The 24,578-nt window shown below is 43.6% G+C and carries 16 protein-coding genes; 11 read left to right on the plus strand and 5 right to left on the minus strand.

What is annotated here, in order from left to right; all coding sequences use genetic code 11:
• Positions 1–50: 50 nt before the first annotated feature.
• Positions 51–2,486, minus strand: coding sequence for a phenylalanine--tRNA ligase subunit beta (pheT, locus tag I8752_RS02415; RefSeq protein ID WP_214430737.1), 2,436 nt, complete (start codon positions 2,484–2,486; stop codon positions 51–53).
• Between the two features lie 455 nt (positions 2,487–2,941).
• Positions 2,942–4,876 carry an ATP-dependent zinc metalloprotease FtsH gene (gene ftsH, locus I8752_RS02420; protein ID WP_214430738.1) on the minus strand — a complete coding sequence of 645 codons (1,935 nt, stop codon included), beginning with the start codon at positions 4,874–4,876 and terminating at the stop codon, positions 2,942–2,944.
• Positions 4,877–5,069: 193 nt separating this feature from the next.
• Between ftsH and I8752_RS02425 the strand changes: the two genes are divergently transcribed.
• Positions 5,070–5,261, plus strand: coding sequence for a hypothetical protein (locus I8752_RS02425; protein ID WP_214430739.1), 192 nt, complete (start codon positions 5,070–5,072; stop codon positions 5,259–5,261).
• 90 nt (positions 5,262–5,351) lie between these two features.
• Positions 5,352–6,494, plus strand: coding sequence for an AI-2E family transporter (locus I8752_RS02430; RefSeq protein WP_214430740.1), 1,143 nt, complete (start codon positions 5,352–5,354; stop codon positions 6,492–6,494).
• 186 nt (positions 6,495–6,680) lie between these two features.
• On the opposite strand, the gene I8752_RS02435 is transcribed toward I8752_RS02430, so the two are convergent.
• The gene (locus I8752_RS02435; RefSeq protein ID WP_214430741.1) at positions 6,681–9,875 is read right to left on the minus strand and encodes a GAF domain-containing sensor histidine kinase; all 3,195 of its coding nucleotides are present in this window, start codon (positions 9,873–9,875) and stop codon (positions 6,681–6,683) included.
• Positions 9,876–10,473: 598 nt separating this feature from the next.
• On the opposite strand from I8752_RS02435, the gene I8752_RS02440 reads away from it, so the two are divergent.
• From I8752_RS02440 to I8752_RS02450, 3 genes are all read left to right on the plus strand, one after another.
• Positions 10,474–12,504: a tetratricopeptide repeat protein gene (locus I8752_RS02440; RefSeq protein ID WP_214430742.1), complete on the plus strand. Its 2,031-nt coding sequence runs from the start codon at positions 10,474–10,476 to the stop codon at positions 12,502–12,504.
• 224 nt (positions 12,505–12,728) lie between these two features.
• Positions 12,729–13,709, plus strand: coding sequence for an aldo/keto reductase (locus tag I8752_RS02445; RefSeq protein ID WP_214430743.1), 981 nt, complete (start codon positions 12,729–12,731; stop codon positions 13,707–13,709).
• Positions 13,710–13,722: 13 nt separating this feature from the next.
• Positions 13,723–13,908 carry a hypothetical protein gene (locus I8752_RS02450; RefSeq protein ID WP_214430744.1) on the plus strand — a complete coding sequence of 62 codons (186 nt, stop codon included), beginning with the start codon at positions 13,723–13,725 and terminating at the stop codon, positions 13,906–13,908.
• 22 nt (positions 13,909–13,930) lie between these two features.
• Here I8752_RS02450 and I8752_RS02455 read toward each other — a convergent pair whose 3' ends face one another.
• The gene (locus tag I8752_RS02455) at positions 13,931–16,045 is read right to left on the minus strand and encodes an NAD(P)/FAD-dependent oxidoreductase (RefSeq protein WP_214430745.1); all 2,115 of its coding nucleotides are present in this window, start codon (positions 16,043–16,045) and stop codon (positions 13,931–13,933) included.
• Between the two features lie 160 nt (positions 16,046–16,205).
• On the opposite strand from I8752_RS02455, the gene I8752_RS02460 reads away from it, so the two are divergent.
• Positions 16,206–16,439 (plus strand): hypothetical protein, encoded by a 234-nt coding sequence (locus I8752_RS02460; protein WP_214430746.1) that lies wholly within the window; start codon positions 16,206–16,208, stop codon positions 16,437–16,439.
• Between the two features lie 499 nt (positions 16,440–16,938).
• Here the strand turns inward: I8752_RS02460 and cimA are convergent, their stop codons facing one another.
• Positions 16,939–18,600, minus strand: a complete 1,662-nt coding sequence (gene cimA / locus I8752_RS02465) for a citramalate synthase (RefSeq protein WP_214430747.1) — start codon at positions 18,598–18,600, stop codon at positions 16,939–16,941.
• A gap of 75 nt (positions 18,601–18,675) precedes the next feature.
• Here cimA and I8752_RS02470 point away from each other — a divergent pair, with 75 nt between their 5' ends.
• The 5 genes from I8752_RS02470 to I8752_RS02490 all read left to right on the plus strand — a co-directional run bounded on the left by I8752_RS02470 (position 18,676) and on the right by I8752_RS02490 (position 24,537).
• Complete coding sequence (locus I8752_RS02470) at positions 18,676–18,999, plus strand: 2Fe-2S iron-sulfur cluster-binding protein (protein ID WP_214430748.1); 324 nt, start codon at positions 18,676–18,678, stop codon at positions 18,997–18,999.
• Between the two features lie 36 nt (positions 19,000–19,035).
• On the plus strand, positions 19,036–19,476 hold the full coding sequence (locus I8752_RS02475) for a hypothetical protein (protein WP_214430749.1): 441 nt from the start codon (positions 19,036–19,038) through the stop codon (positions 19,474–19,476).
• An 83-nt stretch (positions 19,477–19,559) separates the two neighbouring features.
• Positions 19,560–21,632 carry a thiazole synthase gene (locus I8752_RS02480; protein WP_214430750.1) on the plus strand — a complete coding sequence of 691 codons (2,073 nt, stop codon included), beginning with the start codon at positions 19,560–19,562 and terminating at the stop codon, positions 21,630–21,632.
• 136 nt (positions 21,633–21,768) lie between these two features.
• Positions 21,769–21,948 (plus strand): photosystem II assembly protein Psb34, encoded by a 180-nt coding sequence (psb34, locus tag I8752_RS02485; protein WP_214430751.1) that lies wholly within the window; start codon positions 21,769–21,771, stop codon positions 21,946–21,948.
• Between the two features lie 390 nt (positions 21,949–22,338).
• Complete coding sequence (locus I8752_RS02490; protein WP_214430752.1) at positions 22,339–24,537, plus strand: tetratricopeptide repeat protein; 2,199 nt, start codon at positions 22,339–22,341, stop codon at positions 24,535–24,537.
• Positions 24,538–24,578: the final 41 nt, after the last annotated feature.

Here is a 24,578-nt window from a genome sequence, read left to right on the forward strand (position 1 = left end):
GCGTCTCTACTCTAACTTTTGCACAGACGCGATGAATCGCGTCTCTACTGCTAACTTCTTAAATTAACACCGAATTTTTCCACTAAGGCTTCGCGGACTTTATTGTGTACGGGTTCTACTTCTGTGTCGGTGAGGGTACGATCGCTGGCGCGATAAATTAAGCGAAATGCTAAACTTCGCTGTCCTTCGGGTACGTTTTCACCGCGATATTCATCAAACAATTCCACAGATTCTAGTAAGTCTTTGCCAGCTTTGTTAATTGCTTTTTCAAGTTCGGCGACTGTAACTTTTACAGGTGCGAAGAAGGCAATGTCGCGATCGCTTGCGGGATAGGTAGAATAAGGCTGGAATGCTGGGGTCAGTAGTTCATCTTGATCTAGAGAATCCAAAAGCACATCTACATCTAGTTGAAAAACGTAGACTGAATCTGGTAAGCCTTTTTCTCGCCGCAGTTGGGGATGAACTTGCCCAAAAATACCTAGTTTGTTACCTCTCACCCACAGAGATGCAGTGCGTCCTGGATGCAAGCGTTCATCTTGGCGATCGGGTTGATATTCTACCTGCAAGCCAAGTTGCCGAAATACGCTTTCTAAAATGCCTTTGGCTTCAAACCAGCTGATTGGTTCCTCACGACCGCCTTTTGACCACTTACTTGAGGTAATATCGCCTCCCATTATCCCGGCGATCGCTTCTGCCTCTTGCAAACCGTCTTCTTCTTGCCAGAAAATCCGCCCCATGTCAAAACCGTTCAGCGAACCATTTCCTTGTTCTAGGTTGTACTGAAAAGCATCAATCAATCCAGAGATCAAATCGGTTCGCAGAGCTGAATATTCTACAAACAACGGATTACTCAATACTACTTGTCTGTCTTCCCCTGGTTTTACCAAAGAATAGTGAATTAATTCTGTCAAACCTTCTGCCCGCAAGGAAGCACGCAACTTGCGGATGAGTTCTCGATCTAAAGGTAGGTAGCCAGCTTCTGCTTTGTCTGGCAAGGTATCGCAAAAATTGTCATAACCATAGAGACGGGCAATTTCTTCAATTAAGTCAATTTCCCGTTCTAAATCGCGGTAACGATAAGGTGGTACAGAAACATTCCAAGTATCTTCTCCTGAAGAAGTTACCTGACATCCCAGTGCAGTCAAAATCCGCTCAACATCTTTTGCGGCGAGTTCTCCGGTGTCTTCACCCAAATCGATTGGCCCTAGCACCTGATTGACTCGTTCTAAACGCAAGGCAATGGAACGACTCCAAGTCGATGGATCTGGACGAGTGTCGGCAATTTCTTGCTGGATAATTACTCCCTCGGCTAATTCACTAATCAGCGATAAAGCGCGACGAGTAGCTAATTCCAATTCAGCACGGTTAACGCCGCGTTCGTATCTCCCAGAAGCCTCACTTCTTAATCCCACACTGCGAGAAGAACGCCGAATTGCCACAGAATCAAACAACGCTGCTTCTAAAACTAAGCTTTGGCTACCGTTATGAACTTCCGTTTCTTCTCCACCCATGACTCCCGCCAAGGCAACGGGTCTTTCGTTAGCAGTGATTAACAAATTTTGAGTTGTCAAGTTGCGAGTTTGCCCGTCTAGGGTTTTGAGGGTTTCCCCAGAATTAGCAAAACGCACGCCGATGGTTAAATTTCCATTTTCTGCAACAGATTCTAAGCGGTCTTTGTCAAAGGCGTGTAGTGGTTGTCCCCATTCCAACAAAACATAGTTAGTAATATCTACCACATTACTAATTGGTCGAACTCCTGCCGCCCGCAAGCGTTGTTGCAACCAATCTGGGGATGGGGCAATTTTGACTTGTTCGATTACTGTACCAATGTATGCAGGACAGGCTTGCTTATCGGCAATTTTTAAGGCAAGATTTCCACCTCCATTGCTAATGGCAACTTCCCCAGGTTCGGGAATGCTTAATTTCCCACCAGTCAAAGCTGCTACTTCTCGTGCTATGCCCACCATACTCAAGGCATCCGCACGATTGGCTGTGGCAGTAACATCTAAGATCGCATCATCCAAACCCAACAACGGACGCACATCGCTACCCAACGGCAGATTGTCTTGAGTAAAAATATGAATACCATCGACATCAGTGGGCAAACCGAGTTCCTTCAAAGAACAAATCATCCCTTGAGATGGAACGCCACGCAGTTTTGCAGGTTTAATCTTTAAATCAATGTTGGGTAAATAAGTGCCCGTAGTTGCCACTGGGACATAGATATCTGCACGGACATTAGCAGCACCGCAAACAATATTTAAAGTCTCAGTTGCACCGATATCTACTTGGCAAACACTTAACTTATCTGCATTAGGGTGGGGTTGACGCTCAAGCACTCTTCCCACAACAACGCCATTTGCCCAAGTGCGACGGTCTTCAATATCTTCGACTTCAAACCCTGCCATTGTCAAGGTTTCGGCTAATTCTTCCGGCTTTAGTTTTATCTCTACTAGTTCTCGCAGCCAATTTAGAGAAATACGCATAAACAACCTAAAATCAATACTTGTAGCTGACTAATTTGAAATACTCGGTTAATGCTCAAAAGAGTAATTTTCTGTGTTTTAGAGCCATTATGAGCATGTTTATATACTCAGTAAGATTCAGTCAACACGCTCAAATAATGTTCATTTTTTATCTGTCTATCTCAAAATTTACTCCAAATAGTACTTTAATTCTCAAACAATCCTTATCCTACAAGCATTTCAGTTATTTTTGCCTATATATTAACTATTTTTCCTGGCGATTACATTTTTTCGTGTTGACTGTTAACCCTCAAATGCGTAGGTTGGTTGAACCGCGTTCAACCCAACAGTTACAAGACTTTGAGGTGTTGGGTTTCGTCCCTCAACCCAACCTACATCTTGCATAAGTCCTAATACAGATAAAAAAGCGATCGCCCAATTTTAGAGCGATCGCTTTTCACTTCAATCTCAAATTGTTAGTTTAGAACAGATTGCAACAATGGTTTATCTTCTGATAACTTACCAGATCGCAACCATTCTGCTAGTTCCTCTGGAACTCTCGCTTTTATGAGGCGATCGCGCAGTTGCGAACCTTCGAGAATTTCTTTTTCTAACAGTGTTTGTGCGGTTTCCTCTAACAAGTCGCGGTTAGTTTGCAGAATGCTCAAAGCGATATGATGAGCGTTATCTACTATCTGCTTCACTTCCCGGTCAATTTCTTCAGCTACTTTCGGGCTGATAGAACGGCGCGGGTTGCCGTAACCTTCGATAAATTGCTGTTGAATTTTCTCAAATGCTACTGGCCCGAGTTTATCGCTCATTCCGTACAGCGTAATATAGCGTTCTGCCAAATCTGTAGCTTTTTGAATGTCGTCAGCAGCACCAGTGGAAACCTTACCAAAGACGATTTCCTCGGCGGAACGTCCGCCCAATAAGGTAGCAATCCGACCGCGAATTTCATCTTCAATCATTAAGAAGCGGTCTTCTTCAGGCATCTGAATTGTGTAACCTAAAGCACCGACACCACGAGGCACAACGGAGATTTTTTCGACTTTACCAGCACCAGGCATTAACGCCCCGATGATGGCGTGACCGACTTCGTGATAAGCGACGGTCTTTTTCTCGGTTTCATTGAGTACGCGAGAGCGTTTTTCTAAACCAGCCACCAAACGCTCGATCGCTTCGTTAAAATCTGCTGTCGTTACAGCTTGACTATTTTGCCGCGCAGCCAACAATGCAGCTTCATTCACCAAGTTGGCTAAATCTGCACCAGCAAAGCCTGGAGTTCTGATGGCAATAGCACCTAAATCGACATCATCAGCCAATTTGACGTTTCTGGCGTGAACTTTAAGAATCGCTTCGCGACCGATTTTATCAGGGCGATCGACTACAACTTGGCGGTCAAATCGGCCGGGACGGCGTAAAGCTGGGTCGAGAACTTCGGGACGGTTGGTAGCAGCGATAATAATTACCCCTGTGTTGGCATCAAAGCCATCCATTTCAGTGAGTAACTGGTTGAGAGTTTGTTCGCGTTCGTCATTACCACCAACGAACCCGCCAGCACCGCCGCGAGATTTACCCAGTGCGTCTAACTCATCGATAAAGACAATACAGGGTGCTTGTTGTTTGGCTTGTTCAAACAAATCGCGGACTCGTGCAGCACCTACACCCACGAACAGTTCGATAAATTCCGAACCAGAGATGCTGAAAAAAGGAACGGCAGCTTCACCTGCGATCGCTTTTGCCAACAGCGTTTTACCTGTTCCGGGAGGGCCTACCAATAAAGCACCTTTGGGAATTTTTGCCCCTAATGCCGTATATTTAGACGCATTTTTGAGAAAATCCACAATCTCTTCTAGTTCGGCTTTGGCTTCATCTACACCAGCCACATCTGTGAATTTGACACCCGTACTGCCTTCAGAGTAGATCCGAGCCTTGCTTTTACCTACTGTGAGTGCAGCCGGGCCACCCTGACGATTCATTAAAAAGCCCCAAACAGCAAAGAAAATGATCGGCGGAGCAACCCAACTAAGTAAAGTGCCAATCCAGCCATTTTGGTCTGGTGGTGGTGCAGCAAACTCAACATTATGTTCGCGGAGAATCTTTGGTAAATCCAAATCGAGTGCTACTGGTGTCGTGGCAAATACCTGTTCGCTAGGTTTGCCATCTGGAGTTTCGGTTTTAATGGCATATTGGATGCGATCGCCACCCACAATTGCTTTATCGACTTTACCTGCTTGGACTTGAGCAATAAATTCGCTATAGGGAACTTGGGATAGCCGCGGCCCAAAAAAACTAGGAACAATAAAGTTAAGCAGTAATAGAAGAGTTAGCAAAATCAGTAAACTACCGCCAAACTGCCGTACTCTCGGCGGTTTGATTTGTCTTTTGTTATTAGTTTCAACAGGCATTTTTGATGTACCCTCAAATAGAATTTGTCAGTAGTCAGTGGTCATCAGAAAAAAAAACAAATGACAACTAACAGTTGATATATTTACAAAATATATTTGTAAAGGTTTGTATCTGTAGGTCTATTCTAGAAACTAGAGGCAATAGCCCGAATGAGTGCATACCCTACAAGAAAATGCGTATTGCCGTACTTTTATGGAAAATCAGTTAGGATTGGTTCTGAAATTGCTTTTACTTTCAGCTGTGTTATCGCTTTTAATTCAACAGGTGGGGCCGATTTTAGCGATTCCAGCAACAGCAACTAATGCTCTAATTATAGTTTTGTTGCCGAATGCGATCTTGGCGATCGCTCTGTTGTGGCGATTGCAAACACAGAAACAAAATTAACTAAAATCATCAAGGCGGAAGTTGCTAAAATCAGCTAACCTACTTGCACGTTAGGTAAATTGCAGCACGCCAACCACTGGGAGTTAATTTGTGAAACTTGGTCAATGGATCGGCTTAATCGCCATTTTTCTTTGTTTATATGTATTGTGGCAAATTCGAGAAGTGCTTTTACTCGTGTTTGCCGCTGTTGTATTAGCTACTACCTTAAATCGGCTAGCGCGACGCTTTCAACGCTCAGGTATGAAGCGGGGATTCGCCGTCTTGTTGTCGGTAGCTATCTTTTTTGCTGGGATCGTCGGTTTTTTCTGGCTGATTGTCCCGCCTTTTGCCCAACAGTTTCACGAATTAACTTATCGGGTTCCCCAAGGGTTTGAGCGCTTTAATGATTGGCTTGACCAACTCAGAACTCGCATTCCTAGCCAGTTAGTTCCTTACATTCCCGATCTCAATAGCCTCATCCAACAAGCACAGCCATTCATCAATCGGGCATTGGGAAGCTCTTTTGCCTTTGTATCTGGCTCTTTGGAAGTGCTGCTCAAAATTTTACTGGTACTAGTTTTGACAGGAATGACTTTAGCCAACCCCCTGGCCTACCGTAAAGTATTTATCCGAATTTTTCCTTCATTTTATCGACGGCGAGTAGATGGAATTTTAAATCAATGCGAAGTCTCATTGGGAGGCTGGGTAATAGGCGCTGTGATTGCTATGGGTGTAGTGGGGTTGATGAGTGTAATCGGCTTATCAATTTTGCGTGTCAAAGCAGCGCTAGCGTTAGGAGTTTTGGCAGGATTTTTGAACTTAATTCCCAATCTAGGGCCAACAATGAGTGTAGTACCAGCAATGGCGATCGCTCTATTAGATGCCCCTTGGAAAGCTGTTGCTGTCTTGATTCTCTATTTTATTATTCAACAAGCTGAAAGCAATTTCATCACACCTATTGTCATGGCGCATCAAGTTTCATTACTACCAGCCGTGACTTTAATTGCCCAACTATTTTTTGTAACTTTCTTCGGCTTTTTAGGATTATTTTTGGCGCTACCCCTGACTGTTGTTGCCAAGATTTGGCTGCAAGAAGTATTGATAAAAGATATTTTGGATGAATGGGGGCATAATCATGAAAAAGAGACTGAGTTGGTAATAATTGCTGATTCTCCTGGAGAAGGCGATTACACAGTAGAAACTCCAATTCATAAAGAGCGACCTACTGATGATGCTTTTTCACCAGAAGAGTAGTTACCAACAAAGGTAGGAGGTTCAGCAGTCAGCGAAGCCTTCCCCTACCTTTTTCACCTGATTCCTAGTAGTACGCCAAGGCAACTTGGCGCTTTAAAGAGGCGTGGGAAAGGGGAAAAGTTTTTTATCCTTACCCTTTTACTTTTAAACCCAACCTCCACCTAACATTTTTGAGTTGGCAGACCACTAATCTGACACCTTAGCTTTCGCTACTGGTTTGCCTGATGTCGCTTGACGAATTGGCAACTCAACCACAAACTCTGTGCCTTTGCCGAGTTCAGATTGGCAGTAAATTTTACCGTTATGTTTTTCTGTAACAATCTGATAACTGATAGAAAGTCCCAGCCCTGTGCCTTTGCCCACACCCTTGGTAGTAAAAAATGGATCGAACAGCCGCGAGAGTACCTCTTGACTCATACCGAGTCCGTTGTCGGCAATCCGAATATCAATCCAATCTTTATTGAGTACAGAGGTAGAAATTCTGATTTTGCCAGGGCTGGCGGCTTCGGCACTAGTTTGGGCGTTTCGCTCTTCTAATGCATCAATGGCATTAGACAGCAAATTCATAAATACTTGATTCAACTGACCGGGATAGCATTCTATTAAAGGTAAAGTATCATAATCTTTACTTACATGAATCGTGGGGCTATCGCCTGAAGGCTTCAAGCGGTTTTGCAAAATCATTAATGTACTGTCGATGCCTTCATGAATATTTGCGGTTTTGAAGTCGGCTTCATCTAGACGCGAGAAGTTCCGCAGCGAACTGACAATTTCACGAATGCGCTCAGTGCCCACCTTCATAGACTGAAATAATTTCGGTAAGTCGTCGAACAAAAACTCGATTTCAGCTTTCTTTAAAAACTCTTTGATTTCTGGGCCGGCATCGGGATGATAATGTTGGTAAAGCTCCACACAGCGCAGTAACTCTTGCGTATATTGATGGGCGTGTTCTAAATTGCCGTGAATAAAATTCACTGGGTTATTAATTTCATGGGCAACCCCCGCAACTAGTTGCCCTAAACTAGCCATTTTTTCAGAGTGAATAATTTGCAGTTGGGCAGTACGCAGTTCATTTAATGCTTGGGCGAGTTGATTTGCTTCTTCACGGGTTTGACCCAGCAAACTCGATTGCTGGAATAAGTTGGCTTGACGTAGTGCTACACTCAGTTGAGCCGCTACCTGGCTGACAAATTCCAATTCCGGTTCTTCCCAATCGCGGGCATGGGTGCATTGGTGAATGCACAATAACCCCCACAGTTCATCACCTTCCATCAGCGGCACAATAATCTGGGCTTTGACTTGGAATCTTTCAATCACATCTAGATGCGGCACTTTCGAGCCAACGCTGTTGACATCAGACATCACTTGCAGTTTGCCTTGGCGGTATTGCGGTGCATACTGGTCGCCAAAGCAATAGTCTTGCACCTTCACAGCGAGGGTAGAATCAAACTTGGGTAGGACATCTTCAGCGATAAATTCACCACTGCAAAAACCGACATCAGAATCAAAGCGAAAGATGCCGACGCGATCTGCGTTGAGCGATCGCCGCACTTCCTGTACTGTGGTCTTTAAAATTGTCTCTAAATCTAACGATTCCCGAATTTTGACGACCAAATCGAATAATATCCGCCGTTGTTCAGCCGATTGGTGCAGTTCATCAGCGCGAGTTTGGATTTGCGTCACCATTTCTGAACTTTGCATCGCCACTCCTAGTTGGCTAGCAACCTGTCCCAAAAATTCCACTTCCACACTATCCCACTGGCGCGGTGCAGAATGTTGGTAGGCAGCTAGCAATCCCCAAAGATTTCGTCCCACAAAAATTGGAGTTAGGACATAGGCGCGAATCTTGAACTGCTCCAAAATATCTAGGTGACAGCGCGAGTGTCCGGCTTGATAAATGTCGTTAACAGCAAAAGTTTCGTTGTTGCGGTAGCGTCCGCCTTTGGTTTCTTGGAGGTGAGTATCCTCCCAAACGAGATTTTTACCAAACGGGTTGATACTGTCCCACTGTGCCTCAACCATGCCAAAATGACTGACAAATTCGCCACTCCAGTCGGGATTAAAGCGATAAACGCCGACTCGCTCAACTCGCAGCAATTTACATACTTCCTGGCAAGTGGTTTTGAGAATCAAATCAATATTTAGGGAGGAGCGAATTTTCCCAACCACTTCTGTCAGCGCCCGTTGCCGAGCGATCGCATCTTGTAGAGCCATCGCTTGTTGTTTCGACTGAGTTAAATTTTCGGCTTGCTGAATGGCAACTCCCAATTGTGCCCCCACCTGTCCGAGGAACTCAACTTCATAATTTGCCCATTGGCGCGGCCCGGAGTGTTGGTAGGCTGCGATCAATCCCCATAGTTTCGGCCCAATGAAGATGGGCGCTAAAGCATACGCCCGAATCTTGAATTGCTCCAGAATATCGATGTGACAGCGCGAGTGAGCAACTTGATAAATATCGTTGACAGCAAAACTTTCGTTATTGCGGTAGCGTCCTCCTTTGGTGTCTTGGAGGTGGGTATCTTGCCAAACCAAATTTTTGCCAAATGGATGGATTCTATCCCACTGCGCCTCTACCATGCCGAATTGGCTGACAAATTCACCGCTCCAGTCTTCATTGAAGCGATAAATTGCCGCCCGCTCCAACTTCAGAAGTTTGCAGAGTTCCTGACAAGCGGTGTCTAGAATAATTTCGGTGTTGACAGACGAGCGAATATTCCCCACTACTTCCGTTAAGGCACGTTGGCGAGCGATCGCATCTTGCAGTTCTGCTGTCCGTTGTTTGGTTTGTTCTAGAGTTTCTATCTGCTGCATTGCCACACCGATATGGCTGGCGGCTTGGGCGAAGAATTCAACTTCGTGAGGATACCATTGCCGGGGTGCGGAGTGTTGATAAGCTGCAAGCATTCCCCACAGTTTTGCCCCCACGAAAATAGGCGCGATCGCATACGCCCGAATCTGAAACTGTTCTAACACCTCAACATGACAACGAGCGTGCCCTGCATCGTAGATATCAGCCACAGCAAACGGCTCATTTTTGCGATATCGTCCTCCTTGGGTTTCTTGCAAGTGCGAATCTTGCCACACTAAGTCCTGTCCAAAGGCAGTTAGTGCATCCCAAGGAGACTCTGCAAAGCCAAAACGATTGATAAAACTACCACTCCAATCTGTGTTAAAGCGGTAGATTGCTACCCGCTCAATCTTCAATTGCCGACAAATATCTTGACAAGAAGTCGAACATAAGGATTCTAAGTTTACAGATGCACGAATCTTAGCCAGAATTCTCCCCAGGATTTTTTGGTACTGAACGGCAAGCTGTAGCTGCTTGTGACATTCTTGTAGGTCTAAGAGGTTTGATGTTTCATAACCGTTTGTTATTGTCATAGTTCAGTGTAAAGAAAGTTAAATATCTAGTTTTAGTGTTCCCTGATTTATTTTTTAGATCGCATAGTAAAAACAAAAACTGAGTTTGTTTTATGTGATATTTTTAGCAAAATCGACTACGAATAAACTCTGAGATTTGAGAGAAAGCTAGGGAAGTTTCTGATTGCGAGAATTTAATAGCTTGGAGAGCAAAGATTGTACCCACTAGCAGATTTTGTAATACAATGTAATTTGAAACTAATACAAAAAATCATACTTTTGATAGAGGTAGCGATCGCTAAAATTGATATTCCAATTATGCAACGCCGAATTATTTAACTGATGTGCCACCCAAGATTGTGCTAACGCTCAAGCCAAAGCAGATATCTGCTAAAGCGCATTTAATTTTCAGAAATACTCATAGTGGTTGTTGACCGCTGACTGTTAACTGTCAACTTTGGTCAATGTACAATTTAAAAGCGTAGCAGCTTAGTAGTTGACGGAATCACTATTTGACAGGAATTACCCATTTCTTACCTGCTATTTTTAGAAAAGCAGTTAGCTGACGTGAAAACTTTCATTTCTTCATTTAGCAATATAAATTTTTTTATTAAATTTTATGATGTGGCTAGTAGTAGTTTTTATTTGTTTGGGTTGGGTTTTGTCTTTATGCTTGCATGAATTTGGTCATGCATTAGTGGCATATTGGGGTGGAGATACTTCTGTTAAAGATAAGGGATATTTGACTTTAAACCCACTCAAGTATACTGAGCCAAATTTGAGTTTATTAATGCCGCTGTTTTTTCTTCTAATAGGTGGTGTTGCTCTACCTGGAGGTGCAGTTTACATTAACCATAGTCGATTACGCAATCGCTTATGGAAAAGTGCTGTTTCCGCTGCTGGGCCGATGGCGGATCTGATTTTAGCTTGTTTGCTATCTCTGCCTTTTATGTTGGGTTGGTATTTCCTAGACCTAGAAAATCAAAATTCGATTTTATTCCCTTTTGTAGTTTCATTAGCTTATATAATTTCCCTAAATATTTATGTTGTTTTAATTAATTTATTACCCATTCCGGCGCTAGATGGTTACGGGATTATTGAGCCGTGGTTGCCACAACCAATTCGACAGCAATTCAACAAAGTTGCTAAATATGGTATTTGGGTACTGATTGGTCTATTATGGTTTGCTCGACCTTTTAATCAATTTTTATGGGATTTAACTGCTTATATAGGTGAATTCTTAAAAGTTCCGCTGCATCTAACTATATTAGGTAGTGGAATATTTAGACAAAACTCCCAATATTTAGTTATCGGATTAGTTTTGCTTTTATGGATATTTAGAGACAAGAATCAAACCTTACAGCAACAAGCCAATAAATTAATTTCTTCGCAACAATACGAGCAGGCGATCGCATCCTATGACAAAGCACTCAAAAATCAACCCAAAAATGCTGATGCGTGGTACTGGCGAGGCTATGCGTTTTATTCATTGAAGAAATATGAAGAAGCGATCGCCTCATACGACCGAGCTATTCAGATTCAACCAGACTACACTGAAGCTTGGTTTTTGCGTGGTTATTCACTTTATTCATTACAAAGATATGTAGAGGCGCTTGCTGCTTACGAAAAAGCACTAGAAATTAAATCTGACGACCCAGAAATTTGGTATTACCACGGGATTGTTCTGAAAGATTTAGGACGCTACGAAGAAGCGATTGCTTCTTATGACAAAGCAATTCAATTCCAAGCAGAATATGCAGAAGCATGGATTGAAAAAGGTATAGCTTTAGAAAAGTTACAACAAAATAAAGCAGCGCTTATTGCTTATAACCAAGGAATACAACTAAAACCCGACTCTCAAGCTGGGATTAACCAAGTTCAATTGCTAGAAAAATTACAAAAGTACGAACAAGTTCTGAATATCTATGACCAGAGACTGAAAATTGAACCAGAATCTATTAACCTTTGGTATTACCGAGGTTTGACTTTAGAAAAACTACAAAGAGAGGAACAAGCTTTAGAAGCATACGATAAAGCGATCGCTTTGTCGGTAGATTTCCACCAAGCTTGGTATAGCAAAGGTGTAATTTTAACTCAATTACAGCGTTATGCAGAAGCGATCGCAGCTTACGATCGAGTGCTTGAAATTAGACCTGACGATAGTAATACTTGGTGGTTGCGAGGACAAGCTTTAGCAGCAAACCAAGACTATAAAGCAGCTATATACTCTTATGACAAAGCAATTACTATCTATTCTGACTTTTACGGTTTTTGGTTGGATCGAGGAAATGCACTCTATTATTTACACCAGTACGAACAAGCGATCGCCGCTTATGACAAAGTTATTTCTCTCAATTCAGATAATACCGCTGCTTGGAATTACAAAGGCTTGGCTTTAACAAAATTAAAAAGATATCAAGAGGCTTTGATTATCTACGAAAAAGCCATTGAAATTCAGCCACAATATGCTGATTATTGGTACAATCAAGCCTGTTGTTATGCATTACTAAATAATGTAACCCTGGCAACTCAAAACTTAGAAAAAGCAATCAAACTCGAACCGAAAAGATTTCAAAAACTTGCCAAAACTGACAGTGATTTTGATGGAATCCGAGAACATCAACTTTTCAAAAGTTTAGTTGATAAGTAAGAATTCAGCACCCAGGAGTCAGAAGTCAGAATTTATCGAGACTCTAGTATCCAGTAAGATATTCATGTATCAAATCTTCGCCTGATTCTTCAACTATTCTGACTCCTAAATTATTCTTCATATTAAAAAAATACTCCTAAGAATAGATGACTTGGCCAGAGCCAGAGGGATAATGCTCAAGTGCGTTATTTTTTCTTATTAATTACTGACCAGGAGACTGTTCGATGAAAACTAGAAAGCTGGGCAAACAAGGACTTGAAGTTTCTCAACTGGGACTTGGTTGCATGGGAATGTCTGAGTTTTACAGCGGTCGTGACGAGTCAGAAGCGATCGCCACCATTCATCGTGCTTTAGACCTTGGGTTAAATTTTCTCGATACGGCTGATATGTACGGGCCGTTTACCAATGAACAACTAGTAGGCAAAGCAATTAAGGATCGTCGGGATCGAGTAGTACTAGCAACCAAGTTTGGCAATGTTCGTACTGAAGATGGTGGCTGGAAAGGAGTTAATGGCAGCCCTGAATATGTTCGTCAAGCTTGCGATGCTTCACTCAAGCGTTTGGGAGTGGACGCGATCGATTTGTACTATCAACATCGCGTCGATCCAAACGTGCCAATTGAGGATACTGTAGGAGCAATGGCAGAGTTAGTAAAACTTGGAAAAGTGCGCTATCTAGGGCTTTCGGAAGCTGCTCCCGCGACAATTCGCCGAGCAGTTGCAATTCACCCAATTACCGCACTACAAACAGAGTATTCACTGTGGAGTCGCGACCCAGAAGATGAAATTTTACCTACTATACGGGAACTAGGAATTGGTTTTGTAGCTTACAGTCCGCTTGGTCGTGGGTTTTTATCGGGAGCGATCGCCCGTCCTGAAGACCTCGCCGCAGACGATTACCGGAGAAATAATCCACGTTTTCAGGGTGAGAATTTCAATAAAAATCTGCAACTAGTGCAAAAAGTCAAGGAAATCGCTGATGAAAAGCAAGTAACACCTAGTCAACTTGCTTTAGCATGGTTATTGGCGCAAGGTGAAGATATTGTCCCCATTCCTGGTACAAAGCGGCGCACTTATTTAGAGGAAAACATTGCAGCGACTGAGATTGTATTGACTCCAGACGATCTCAGGCGAATTGAAGCAGTTGCACCAAAAGGTATTACCGCAGGCGATCGCTACCCGGACATGAGTACAGTTAATCGTTAAACTACTTATAAAGATGAGCGGGAATGAAACAGCCCTGCGTTGGGGCGGGGTGTGGGGTGTGGGGGAAGAAATAGCCCCAACAACCGCTATTGACACAATCCTAAGCTTTTCAAGACGATGGCATTGGTGGGGCATCCTCGCCCCGACCAATGCCGTTTTCCCTACACCCGTTGCGCTACTCCCTACACCCTCTTCGTGACAACCGCTCGCTGACTAATAATCTAATTGAGTATTCTAGCTTCAGAGTTTTGAATTCTGGTTTCTGAATTGACTGTTGTTAATTGATGACGCGATCGCGGCCTACCAGTTGTGATCGCGTAGCCAATAGCCAAGCACCGCAACCACAAAGCGGGATAGCGAGGTTCGAGCCAAGGTTGAATCTGTATCAGGAAGTGCGGGAACCATTTACTCAGCAAAGCATTGACTAAAGCATGACGACCGAAATTAAAATAATTACCAAGCCAGCGCATTAAATCTTTTGGCCCGGCGAGTTGCCAAATCCACAACAACAAGGCGGGATTTTTGCGAGCTGCTTTGAGTGCTAGGCGGTTAAAAGTTAACCAATCGCACCGATCTTTGATAAAATTATCTGCTACTTCTGGGGGTTCGTCAGCCAACAGCCCAAAAAAGGTATTGAGCATAGAATTAATCCGCTGGGGTGGTAAAAATTTCCCCGTCGGAACCATCATGCCTTTGGAAAATAACCAAGTTACGGAAACGTTACTTTGGTAAGCGCGAATGCGGTTTAAGTGACGAAAAGCGAGCAAATCATGCTTAAGGGCGGTATCTAATAGGGTTGTTAACCGTTCTAAGTTGCGAACCAGAGAACCAAAACCCGTGAAGACAAGGGGAGACTGGAGAGATGCAGCATCACCGATCGCAATCAATCTATCAAAGGCAACCTTGCGATCGCTACTCCCGACACTAAAATGACCCGGAATATAGCCAAATGTCGGCTTTTTCCACACCAACTTGTCTACATCGCAGCGGCGATACTCTGGCAAAATCGTGAAAAAGTCTTCGTACATCTCCAGCAGAGAACCGGGATTTTGCGGATTAACTTCGTGGTAGTGAAATAAATAAATCGTCATTTCCTCACCCACTCCCGGAAACAATTCCCAAATCAACTGCCTTCCCCGCGAAATATCTCCGTGGCTGTAAAGCACATCTCCATACTGAGAATCCCAAACTTCTGGCGCAAACCCGCGCTCAATTACTGCTCCCACCGTTGGACAAACACTATCAAAGGCACGACCGCCATTTAATTGCCAAGCAATAGGGGAGGCGGTTCCCATCGCATCGACTAACAGTCGCCCACTCACTTGTTGCTCTTTTTCACTGGGTAAATGCTTGACTGTAATAACAACTTGTGCTTCACTGATATCGGCACGAATAAATTCTGTCTCGTCCCAAATTTCCCCACCTGCTGCTCGTAGCTTTTGACCGCACATTTGCAGCCATTTGTCAGAGTCTAAAGCTACATTCAAAACTGTGGGTGTGTGCAAAACAGGCGATCGCAGTTTAGCTGGATTATTGCCATCAAAAAATTTATTAAATCCATCTTTATATTCTCTCGCAATTACAGTTTCTAACTCGGCAGATGTCACCAAACCCAGATTAATCAAACTTTGAATTTCATCACGAGAAATATTCCATTCTCGATTCATCCGCCCAAAAGGCATTCGCTCCACCAGTAGCACTTTATATCCCAGTTTGGCCATAACTGCCGCATGGATAACACCCAATGCCCCACCGATGTAGATCAGGTCGTAAGTGGCGGATGAAGAGGATTTTGCTCCCTCATCTCCCCCATCTCCCCCATCTCCTTTAAAAACCACCTGCCTAGGCTGCTGAGGATTCCGTACTCCTTCGCGCCATCTTTGCTCCCACCAGTAGGCACGCTTGAGGTCGTATTCCCCATTGGGCATTTGCTGAAAATATTTGACTGTCAGAGGGTAATAAGGGGCTAGCGCCTCAAAAATTGATTGTTTAGAATCAATCTTTGGTGGTTCCGGGTAATTATGCCCAAAGCGCTTTCTGATTTCAGCGCTCAAGCGTTGCAGGATTTGCCTTTCCTGAGGAAACGGTCGGTCTGCCCAACGAAAAACTTTCAAATATGTGGTGCGCTGCACCGACCAGACAAATACAGAAAGTTCTATCGGTAATTTTTCGGAAATAGCTGCACCAGCAGTTGTAGTCTCAGTAGTTATTCTGAGGCGAAAGCCATCTGGAGTCAGCACTTTTTCACCATTTCCTGGTTCAAAATCTGTTTGCAACCAGCTGCGTACAGCCGCGATATCTGAAATTGGAACTTCTAAATACAGTATTTCTTTCATGTTTTACTCATATCTCCGATTAATCTATTCATTAAGACAGATTTTAAAAAGACAGAAATTACGATAGACTCCGCCCTATTAGTTAAGTAAAGATTCAGTAAAGAATTTTTAATAGTTTCTCAAATTTGTTGTTCATTTTGAATTTCTGTAAACCCACGCCATGAATTATCCCATCCCAGATAGTCCCCAAGAAATTTTTGACCTACAACAAAAGCCGATTGATGAAGAATTAGTCGCCTCAGCGATCGCTGGTGTGATTAAAATTGTTCGCTCTCAGGGTCAATCCTTGGAAGAATTAACCGCTCAAGTACTAGCCGATGATACAGTGTTAGATCGACAGCAAAGACGCTGGCTGAGTAAATTGGTCAGCCAAGCTTGGGAAAGTCTTCCATAAAGAAGGCAGGAAGCAGAAGGGTTTTAGTGACTTCTGCTGTGTGACTGTATTAATGTTTGGAAATTTTGGCTCAAATTGTGTAGATGCAAAACAGTTTGTCGTGAGACATCGCTTTCTTAGGTGTGGGAATCGATAAAAACTAAGCTAAAGCGCATTTAATTTTCAGAAATACTCATAGTGGTTGTTGACGGCTGACTGTTGACTGTCAACAGTCGTCAACTTTGGTCAATGTGCGATTTAAAAGCGTAACAGCTTATTTGTCTGGGATTGTCAATTGAGCTACTGTTTCTGGATTTACAGCCTCCCAATCAATATTGTCTAGAAAAGGGGGAGTAGCACTGAAAACGAACAAAGGAATTCCTTTCCCTTTTGCTGCTTACCCTCCCTTATCCCTCCGAAGTTCGCCCGGAGGGAGACCACGCCACTTGCTTCAAGCCGGGAAACCCGTCCAAAGCAGTGGCTCCTCCTTGCGACTTCTCTCCTCATCTTTCCTAACTCCTCAACTCGAAGCTTTCAACGCCGCTTCAGCTTGGGAATGTAACAACAAACCATATTCTAATCCTTCTACCACTGCTTGATAAGAAGCTGCCAGAATGTTGGTGGAAACCCCTACAGTTGTCCAGCGTTGATAACCATTGCCTGATTCTGCCAGCACGCGGGTTTTTGCTGCTGTACCTGTATGTCCGTCAAGAATTCGCACTTTGTAGTCTGTCAACTCAAAAGTGGCAATTTGGGGATAAAAGTTAACCAAAGCCTTGCGTAAGGCTGCATCTAAAGCTGCAACCGGGCCGTTACCTTCTGCGGCCTCTAAAATATTCTTGCCACTGACAGCTACTTTCACTGTCGCTAGGGCATTGCTAGCTTCTTTCTCCTCAATCAAATCACAGTGAACTTGAAAACCTCTGATTTCAAAAAATTGCTGGCGACCGCCCAATGCCTCATACATCAACAAGGCAAAACTCGCCTCTGCGGCTTCAAATTGATATCCTTCATTCTCCAAATCTTTGAGGCGTTGGAGAATCTGCCGAGCTTGGGGTGTTTGTTTATCCAGTTCAATGCCAAAAGTACGGGCTTTCGCTAAAACATTACTCAGTCCAGCCTGTTCGGAAATTACGATGCGGCGGCGATTACCGACTTGTTCTGGTTGAATGTGTTCGTAAGTCAGGGGATTGCGTTCTACTGCTGAGACATGAATACCACCTTTATGAGCAAAAGCCGAACGTCCTACAAAGGGAGCATGTTCGTCAGGAGCGAGGTTCACCACTTCGCTGACAAAGCGACTAGCTTCTGTAAGCTGATTTAGCTGGTGTTCTCCGATACAACTGTAACCTAGCTTCAGTTGTAAATTGGGTATTAACGAACAGAGGTTAGCATTACCACAACGTTCGCCATAACCGTTGATTGTCCCTTGTACCATCCTTGCCCCTGCCATTACAGCAGCTAAAGCATTGGCTACTGCCATATCCGAATCATTATGAGTGTGAATTCCGATTTGAGGAGTCGTCAGTTGTCCGTTGTCAGTAGTCATTTGTTCTTGGCAACTGACTACTGACAAATGACTATTGACTGCTTCAACAATTTGGCTGACTTCGTGGGGCAAAGTGCCGCCATTCGTATCGCAGAGGACTAGCCATTCCGCACCAGCTTTGAATGCTGCCTCTAATGTCTGTAAAGCATAATCTTGATTGTGCTTATAACCATCAAACCAGTGTTCTGCATCGTAGATGACGCGCCGACCTTGAGCGCGAAAAAACTCGACAGTATCGCGGATCATTGCCAAATTTTCTTCTAAAGTTGTCTTTAGACCTGTTGTGACATGTAAATCCCAAGATTTGCCAAATATTGTTACCCAACGCGTGCCCGCAGCGAGGATGTCTTGCAGCATCGGCTCGTCAGCAGCATTAGTGTTGGGTCGTCGAGTTGAACAAAAAGCAACAATTTCTGCTTGTTTGAGCGGATCTTCTTGCTGTTGCCAGAAAAATTGAACATCCTTAGGATTGGCCCCAGGCCAACCACCTTCAATGAAGGGAATTCCGAGTTGGTCGAGTCTTTTAGCAATGCGTAACTTATCTTCTATAGAAACTGATAACCCTTCGCGCTGAGTGCCATCCCGTAACGTGGTGTCATAGAGCCAAATTTGAGGTGTGGGATTTGTGGTCATAAGACAGGGACTTTGGAGACAACTTTTATGGCAATGTGCCAAGATACTACAACAAGCCAGTTTGGTAATTGAAAAATGCCCAAGATACTAGCTCAAGGTAAAACAATTGAGTGCAATCGCGGAGCCAACTTACGAAAAATTATGCTGCAAAATGGCATTGACCTCTACAATGGCGGTGCTAAGGTAATAAACTGTCGAGGAATTGGCAGTTGTGGTACTTGTGCTGTCAAAGTAGAGGGTGAAGTTTCTGTGGCGAATTGGCGTGACAAAGCGCGACGCTCGCTTCCTCCCCATTCTCCTACAAGAAACCTACGTTTAGCCTGTCAAACTCAGGTTTTAGGCGATGTGACAGTAACAAAATTTGACGGATTTTGGGGTCAAGGTTCTCAAACGGTATAGAAATCAAAAGGTTAGGTTACAAAGGAGCAAAACAAAATGGGTAGATGGACACCGTTAATTTTAATGGCTGGAGGCTTGGCAATTTTGTTAGGTACATTGCTAGGCATCAACTTTCCAATGGGGCAACAAACAGCCAGTAATACTCCTACGGGCAGAAAATCACAAGTCCTGCCAGCTAATATTAATGTTAATAGCTCTGCTCCCAGCAGGAATAGGAGTAATAATACGCCAACTGAAGGTAAGACTAGTGTTGCCTCGGATGAACTCAGCACTAATGAAGACAAGACAAGTTCTACCGAAGAAAATAATAACTCTAGCGAAAACAGGACTAGCGTTGCTCAAAACAACGCTCCTAGTGATTCATCGTCATCATCTGAGAACACACCAGATAGCAGCGCTACCAACGTGCAATCAACAGACACGTCAACCTCAAGTGAGACAAATCAAAATAACGAACCGATTCGAGCTTTATGGTAACGATCGCTAGTCGTTAGTTACATGTTATGAGTTATTAGTTATGTACTAATAAGAAATAGCAGATGATAAATCATAAATAACTAATGACTAGCGACATTTTAATTATCGGTGGCGGCGTTATTGGCTTGGCGATCGCCATTGAACTCAAACTGCGCGGGGCACATGTCACCGTGCTTTGCCGTGATTTTCAAGCTGCTGCCACTCATGCAGCCGCTGGCATGTTAGCACCAGATGCAGAAAACATCCCAGATGAGGGAATGTATTCTTTATGTTGGCGATCGCGTTCTTTATATCCAAACTGGACGCGTAAACTCGAAGATTTGACTGGTTTAAATACTGGTTATCGACCCTGTGGCATTTTAGCACCCATTTATGAAGAAAGCAGGAAAGCAGAGGAAGAAGACGCGGAGATTGGGAGACGCAGGGACGCGGAGAGTAATTTCCCCGCGTCCCCGCGTCCCCATGTCCCTCCGTCCTCTTCATCTTCTCCTCACGCCCGTGAGTCACCTGCTTACTGGTTAGATCGAGCCGCCATTCATCAATATCAATCGGGATTGGGAAATGAAGTTGTTGGTGGTTGGTGGTATCCAGAAGATGGACAAGTTGATAATAGAGCGTTAGCTAATATACTTTGGACAGCCGCTGAGTCTGTTGGTGTTGAACTCAAAGACGGCATTACAGTAGAAGCATTTTTACAGCGACAAGGACAAGTGATAGGCGTGCAAACTAGTGCTGGAGTCATTAGCGCTGCCCATTATGTCTTAGCTACAGGTGCTTGGTCAAATGAATTATTACCGTTACCCGTGCGCCCTCGCAAAGGGCAAATGTTCAGCTTGCGCGTCCCAGAATTTTTACCAGAATTGCCTTTAAAGCGAATTTTATTTGGTCAAGACATTTACATAGTACCAAGAGGCGAGCGAGCGCTCATTATTGGTGCAACTAGCGAAGATGTCGGTTTTATCCCACACAACACCCCCGCAGGTATTCAAAGCTTACTCCAATCAGCAATTCGCCTATATCCCCAATTACAGGATTATCCTATCCAGCAATTTTGGTGGGGATTTCGCCCAGCCACCCCCGATGAATTGCCTATCCTTGGTGCTAGTCATTGTCAAAATTTAACCTTTGCCACAGGTCATTATCGTAATGGCATTTTGCTTGCGCCGATAACCGCAGTTTTACTTGCCGATTTAATTTGCGAACAAAAATCAGATCCTCTACTGTCTAATTTCCACTATTCCCGCTTCCACACCCAGCCATCTACCTCCATGCTCACTCACTCCAGCAATTTCTCCAACGGACATCACCCCGCCCCACTCCCTACTCCTTACTATTGTACAGACGCGATTAATCGCGTCTCTCCCGACTCAGCACTTATTATCGCTGGCAAAACTTTCCAATCTCGCTTGATGACGGGAACTGGCAAATATCGCAGTATTGAGGAAATGCAACAAAGTATTGCTGCTAGTGGTTGCGAAATTGTCACTGTAGCAGTACGAAGAGTACAAACCAAAGCACCGGGACACGAAGGTTTAGCCGAAGCCCTAGATTGGACAAAAATCTGGATGTTGCCTAATACAGCAGGTTGTCAAACCGCAGAAGAAGCGATTCGCGTTGCTCGTTTGGGGCGAGAAATGGCCAAACTATTAGGACAGGAAGATAACAATTTTGTCAAGTTAGAAGTGATCCCCGACCCGAAATATTTACTTCCCGATCCGATTGGAACATTACAAGCCGCAGAACAACTAGTGAAAGAAGGTTTTGCGGTATTGCCCTACATCAACGCTGACCCGATGTTAGCCAAGCGCTTAGAAGATGTCGGCTGTGCTACAGTCATGCCTTTAGCATCGCCCATTGGTTCGGGACAAGGGCTGAAGACAACTGCCAATATCCAAATTATCATTGAGAATGCTAATGTGCCGGTGGTGGTAGATGCTGGTATTGGTTCGCCATCAGAAGCAGCACAGGCAATGGAATTAGGGGCAGATGCCTTATTAATTAATAGTGCGATCGCTCTTTCCCAAAATCCAGCAGTTATGGCTCAGGCGATGAATTTAGCCACAGTTGCCGGACGTTTAGCATACCTTGCTGGCAGAATGCCTCTCAAAGACTATGCAAGTGCTAGTTCGCCACTCACCGGCACAATTACTAGTTAGTCAGTTGTCAGTTGTCAGTCGTCAATAGCAAAACAACTGACAACTAACAAATGTAACGATTTAGTCCCCTAGTATGAGAGCATAATATATATGTTTCTGTAACATTAAATAAACAAAGGAAATAAGGAACTGGTTCATGCCCTATACACAAGAAGAAGGCGGTCTTCTAAACAATTTTGCTAAGGAACCAAAGATTTATCAAGCCCAACCTCCCACAGATGGGCAAAAGCGGACTTATATTTACTTAGGAGTCGCTGCTACAGCTTTGGTAGGTGGTTTGATTTTTGTCGCCTTCTCTGTTTCCAATCTTAGTTGAGCAAAAAGTTTTTAATAAAATTTAATTTTTTCGTTTTTCAGGTTTCCATTATGGTGGGAGCCTGATTTTTGATTTTTTGCGAGAATTATCATATTGTAGTATAATTATATACTTTATTTTTGGCTAATCTGAAAAGCTTAATATATCCAAAGTAGAATAACATCTACTTGATGACAGTCATGAGCTGTTCCACATAAAAATTGCACATTGACTGGAGGCGGAGCTATCCTTGCTTTGCTCGATTAGACTGTTGACAGTCAACAGTTAACAGTCAACAACCACCACGAGTAGTTATGCTTTTTTAGCGTGCATTAGCTTAGTGAGATTGTTAGCTTATTTTGAATGCGCCCTATCAGGGGATGTAAACTTTGTCTTGGCTCTTTAGCCGCCATGAGCGTGAATGATACTGCACACTCCGATAATTTCGCTTGGAATCGGCAAGTTTATCACCGTCTAAAGCTCGCCCTCAGTCTCGACTTACGGCGACAAATATTTTTGGCGGTATGTGATGATTTACACTTAAGAAATCAAGTGGCGGCTCGTTTGCATTCCACTTTGGCTTATCCAGTTGGGCAAATTTTATATCAGCCATTAGATGGCCAGGCAACTAGTACTCCAGCCTACCCGCGATTAGTGACTTTGCGGTTGAATTTAAGCGAACCTCACCCTATAGCTCAGATAAATCAATGGCTAACTAACTATCCACCGCCGATTGTTGGGGCATCAAAAGATACACCTGGACGACCTTTACCAATACCAACATTTCAGATTGTCGGGGTAGAGCAGCTAACTAAGCAGCCAGTAGCAGTACAACGTTCCTTTTTACACAATTTGCGCTTAAGCGAACAGTATTTCTCTAGCCAAGAATCTAGCCGATTCCTTGAGTCTAGCCTGCTGTTGTGGGTATCGCGTCCTTGGTTATCTGCTATTCAGCAGTCAGCTCCACAGTTTTGGCGTTGGCGTACTGGTGTATTTATATTTGCTGGAGAACCTACACCTACGACACATAATTCAGATTATCCAGAACGTTTTTCTAGTTCTAGAAGTTTGGACTTAGGAAATTTTGAGCGATCTGTTTTAGAAGAATCAGCAATTGAAGCAGAACTTAAAGAAGCAGCTGCAAAAAATCTCAAGTTTGCGGATGATTTTAATTTGTCGCCAGAAATACCAACAAGAGCAGGTAAAGTACAAGAAACTCCACCTGTAACTTCAGAATTGTTGAACAATGAGCTACAGCAGCAGGAACATGCAGCTAGTACGAGTGAAAACCAGAGCTTATCACTGTCTTATGTGAGTCAGGAATTAGTAGAGTTAGTCACAGCAACGATTAATCCGCAGGATCGAGACACAGAAGAGAACTGGCAACCACAACAAATTTTGTTAGAAATAGAGGAATTACACTCACAACAAGCTTCCCAAGAAACACTAGCAGCAGCTTATCATCAGTTAGGAAATTTATATCGCCTTCGGATTGAGCAAGGACAGTCAAGCATCGAAAATTTGATGGTGGCAATTCTTGCTTATCAAGAAGCGATCGCTCACGATGAAGCCTCACCACAACTGCCAGATATTTTAAATGATTTAGGTACACTTTACTGGATGCTATATCGCACACCACATAGTTCCGAAGAGGGACAAACTTACATTGAGCAGGGAATTGAATTTTATCAGTTGGCTTTAAAGTTAATTTCACCACAGACACATGCCGAAACTTACGCGCGGGTGCAAAATAATTTGGGAACAGCTTACGGTGATTTAGCTCGTTTTTCTCAGCCAGCCGAGAATTGGCAGCAAGCAGTTTCAGCTTACAGCGAAGCACTGCGTTATCGAACAGCCGAAACCGATCCGTTAAAGTATGCTGCTTGTCAGAATAATTTAGGTACTGCCTACTGGCATCTCGCACAACACAATCAACCAATTGTGCATTTGCAGCAAGCGATCGCATCTTACAATGAAGCACTGGTTCGCTACAACCCAGAACAGGAGCCGCTAAAGTATGGCATGATTCAAAATAATATCGGTACTGCCTACTGGAACCTAGCTCAATACGAACAACCAGCTGAAAACCTCAAGTCAGCTATCGATGTCTACCGCGAAGCTTTAAAATATCGAACTCCCGTTCATGTTCCTAATGCCTGCGCCGCCACTCACAATAATCTTGGTACGGCATACTGGCATCTCGCAAATTTGTCTCAGACAACAAAAGATGTGCGGCAAAAATTACTACAATTGTGCATCAGCGCTTACGAAGAAGCCATTGCTTTAGCTCATTCACTAAACAGTGCCTCTTTAAGTTTTGATGTGTTTGCTGCTCACAATAATTTAGGACTAGCTCATTATCAGCTAGTAACAGATAATGCTTTTAATGGTGATAAAGCGACGCGATCGCAACATTTAGAAGTAGCATTAAACAATCATTTACAAGCCTTAAAAGGATTGAGAAAACAACCAGAGGCTTATCAAACAACTTTTGCCTATGTGGTGAAAACAATTCGGGCTTTCCACAACGAATTAGGCATCCAAGGACAAAATCTTGCCTTATCTAAAGTACCTAGTCAGTTGTTGCCAGAAATTCTCACTAAGTTATAAATTAAAACATATCTGGCGTTGCCCAATTACTCAATCTAATT

Source organism: Dendronalium phyllosphericum CENA369, assembly GCF_016056275.1.
Taxonomy (GTDB): domain Bacteria; phylum Cyanobacteriota; class Cyanobacteriia; order Cyanobacteriales; family Nostocaceae; genus Dendronalium; species Dendronalium phyllosphericum.